Origin of the sequence: Paenibacillus forsythiae T98, from assembly GCF_000520735.1 — a bacterium.
In the GTDB taxonomy this organism is placed as follows: Bacteria; Bacillota; Bacilli; order Paenibacillales; family Paenibacillaceae; genus Paenibacillus_AQ; species Paenibacillus_AQ forsythiae.
The window spans coordinates 1-2,883 of the sequence record NZ_ASSC01000109.1 but is presented as its reverse complement, the minus strand read 5'-3'; the positions used below and the strand labels follow the sequence as shown (position 1 = coordinate 2,883).

The 2,883-nt window shown below is 52.9% G+C and carries 3 protein-coding genes and 1 pseudogene; 1 reads left to right on the top strand and 3 read right to left on the bottom strand.

All coding sequences use genetic code 11. The annotated features are described in order from the left end of the window. Positions 1–244: 244 nt before the first annotated feature. The 3 genes from L692_RS0103675 to L692_RS0103665 all read right to left on the bottom strand — a co-directional run bounded on the left by L692_RS0103675 (position 245) and on the right by L692_RS0103665 (position 2,477). Positions 245–763: a hypothetical protein gene (locus L692_RS0103675; RefSeq protein ID WP_025697308.1), complete on the bottom strand. Its 519-nt coding sequence runs from the start codon at positions 761–763 to the stop codon at positions 245–247. 193 nt (positions 764–956) lie between these two features. After that, positions 957–1,304: a four-helix bundle copper-binding protein gene (locus tag L692_RS0103670; RefSeq protein WP_025697307.1), complete on the bottom strand. Its 348-nt coding sequence runs from the start codon at positions 1,302–1,304 to the stop codon at positions 957–959. Positions 1,305–1,439: 135 nt separating this feature from the next. Continuing rightward, a complete protein-coding gene (locus L692_RS0103665; RefSeq protein WP_025697305.1) occupies positions 1,440–2,477 on the bottom strand; it encodes a CobW family GTP-binding protein in 1,038 nt (345 codons plus the stop codon). A gap of 209 nt (positions 2,478–2,686) precedes the next feature. Here L692_RS0103665 and L692_RS0103660 point away from each other — a divergent pair. Continuing rightward, positions 2,687–2,883 (top strand): annotated as a pseudogene (locus L692_RS0103660) (molybdenum cofactor biosynthesis protein); the annotation flags it as partial.

Sequence of the window (2,883 nt, the reverse complement as noted above, 5' to 3'; positions counted from 1 at the left end):
GGACGCTACTACCGCATGTACCAGCTTCAGGTCGGCTCCGCCGCGCCGAACGACGATACGGCCCATGCATCCGAGCCCGGCCGGATCATGAATATACCGGCCGCTGTGCCATCGGCGCACCCGCAAAGCTAAGCTTCACGCTTGGCGGGTGAAGCTTAGCAAATCCCCGAACAGCGCCACAAGAATTAAAGCCTCCGCCGGCATTTCTGCCAGCGGAGGCTTTAATCGGGTTACGGTACAGTCCTCAGTAATTATGCCGTTTCAGTACGGCGGAAGGACGGCCGCCAAGCAAATCCTCATCGTCCAGCTTGCCTTCCAGCCCAAGCTTTCGGTACAGCTCCGAACAGTAGCCCTGCAGCTTGAGCTCCAGGGCTCCCGCTTTATTCTTGAACCGCTTCAGTTCCCGGATGATGCGTGCTCTGCCGGATGGAGTGAATGTGTCCTGGATGCGTTCCTTGAAATAATCATGGACGATATAATTTCTCTGCTTCCAGACATGATGCAGTTGCGTCGTCTCCTCCTGCGAGAACGGAAAATGATGCTGGAGCTCCTTAATAAGCTGGCCGAGTGAATTGCCAAGCTTGCGCTGATATAAATCCGTAAGCTCCGCCTCGGATGGCAAAGTCCCCTGGGAAAGCTTCGTCAGCAGAAGCAGGTTGGTAAGCTGCTGTTCCAGCGCCTGGCAGTAATACACCGCCAGTCCAAAATAGGCGAACAGCTCTTTGGAATGCTCACTCTCCGGTAATTGTGTATCCTCCTTCATCTGCCCTCCGTCATAATCAATCGTCGTTGATAATATAATTATCCAGCGTCTATGTATGGGATGCAAGCCCTATGCTTTCTATATGAATTCGCCGGGCTCCTTGTCATTTCCTCTTCTTCTTAAATATAAAGGCCAGCTTTCCCCGAAAGCTGGCCCGTTACTCTATTGTCGCATTCATAGCTTACGTACATCCTCAAGCGAACAGGGCGACGGCCTCGCTGATTTGGCGGCAGGCATCCGCGCATTCGAGGCAAGCCCGGATACAATCCTGACAATAGGTCTGCTTATATCTTCCGCTTTCCCTGGCAGTGGCTTCGCAAATTTCCGCGCAAAGGCGGCAAATGTCGGCAACGAAAGGACTCTGACGGGCCATCGCCTCAATGGCGAACGCGCAAATATCGGCGCATTCCCGGTCCATCCGGATGCATTGCCGCAGCTCCGCAAGGTCATATTCTTTCAGGCTTGAAACGTAGCTGACATTACAGGCGTTCATACATTTCAGACAAGATTCGATGCAGTCCTGATACTGAATTCGGGTCATTGCCTTTACCTCCTGCAATCTGGTATTCTATGCCTCTGAATTAAACCTCTGCGGCAGGGACGAATCACCGGTTGGCGTTTTCCGCTGCTCTCCGCGCTGGTTCCGGGGTAGTCATGCGATTCAAAATTCCCCGAGCTACAGGCTCTTTTTTACGGCCCCGGGCAGGTTAAATCCCCGTCCTTCCAGCTTCAGCAGCTTCCGCCGCAAATCTCCCGAGGAAAAATGCTCCCCGATAAATACAGCCACGTCCCGGACCTCTCCCTGCGGGGTAATCTTTAGAAAATCCGATTCCCGGTAGGCGTACTGAAACAGAAAACGTCCCGAAGTGTCGTTAAAGGTAAGCACACCCTTCCCTCTGTAAACGTCGCCCGGCAGCTCTTTGATAAAGGCTTCAAATTCCACGCTGTTAACCGGATTCTTAAAGTAATGGGTATAGGCCATTACATGGTCATGCGCGGCCCGTTTCGGATCGAAGTCACTCTTCTCCCCTTCCTCCGCCAAGCCTTCGCCTGACACCCGGGCTGAAGAATCCGCTTTCGCCGGGCCTTCTGCGAGCGATGCCTGATCCGCGCCGCCGATCAGCCTGTCCGGGTTCACCTCGCAGCGTATCGCCGGAATAACCTCAGCGAATGCATTCCATTGGCGCAGAATTCCGTTCACTTCCTCCGTTTCGTCCGAAGATACACGGTCCGTTTTATTCAGAATCAGTACGGAGGCGCTGCGGATTTGCTCCTGCATGAGTCGATATGTGGCGCCCTTCTGCTCTCTGTACAACCCAAGAAGATGGGCGGCATCGACTACGGTAATCAAGCCCTTAAGCTCGACATTGCAATAGAGCGACGTTTCTGTAACATTGTCGATAATATCCAGAGGGTTGGCGGCACCCGTCGCTTCAATCACGATGACATCCGGCGACTCTTTTTTCACGAGTGTAGTCAGCTCTATGCTGAGATCCGCGCTTCCGGTGCAGCAGATGCAGCCGCCGAGCAGTTCCGCCATCGGCACCGATTTATCGACCAGCATGCCGTCGAAGTTCACCTCGCCAAGCTCGTTCATGACGACAGCCGGACGCATGTCATTGTCTTTCCAATATTGCAGCAATCGGTGCAGCAGAGTCGTCTTGCCGCTGCCCAGAAAGCCTGAAAGTATATATACAGGAACAGCTCGATCCATATGTTATTCTCTCCCCCGGTATCTGTTCTGTAAGCGAGTGTACTACATTCCTGACCAGGGAAGCAACCTCGTCGACATAATACGTACAAATCCCCGATAAACGCTTACATTTCTCCTTTGCCGCTGCTCTTGCGGCCCGTGCTTCTATCCCCTATGATAATGGCATATGTAAATTTACGAAAAATCTGCGGCAGGAGTGAGGAACAATTATGAATTCAGTCGAACAGCACCGCAAGGAAGCTCCAGAGTCGGTCAAGTGTTATATTATTACCGTCTCCGACACCCGGACGATGGAGACGGATAAGAGCGGCAGCCTGATGGAGACGCTGCTTGAAGAATCCGGCTATATCATTGCCGGGCGGACCATTGTCAAGGATGATTACGACGATATCCGCGAGCTTATTCA

What these genes read in the sequence shown, in the direction of transcription:
- L692_RS0103675 (WP_025697308.1), bottom strand. Translation starts at nt 763, where the DNA reads ATGAAGGAGGATACACAATTACCGGAGAGTGAGCATTCCAAAGAGCTG.
- L692_RS0103670 (WP_025697307.1), bottom strand. Translation starts at nt 1,304, where the DNA reads ATGACCCGAATTCAGTATCAGGACTGCATCGAATCTTGTCTGAAATGT.
- L692_RS0103665 (WP_025697305.1), bottom strand. Translation starts at nt 2,477, where the DNA reads ATGGATCGAGCTGTTCCTGTATATATACTTTCAGGCTTTCTGGGCAGC.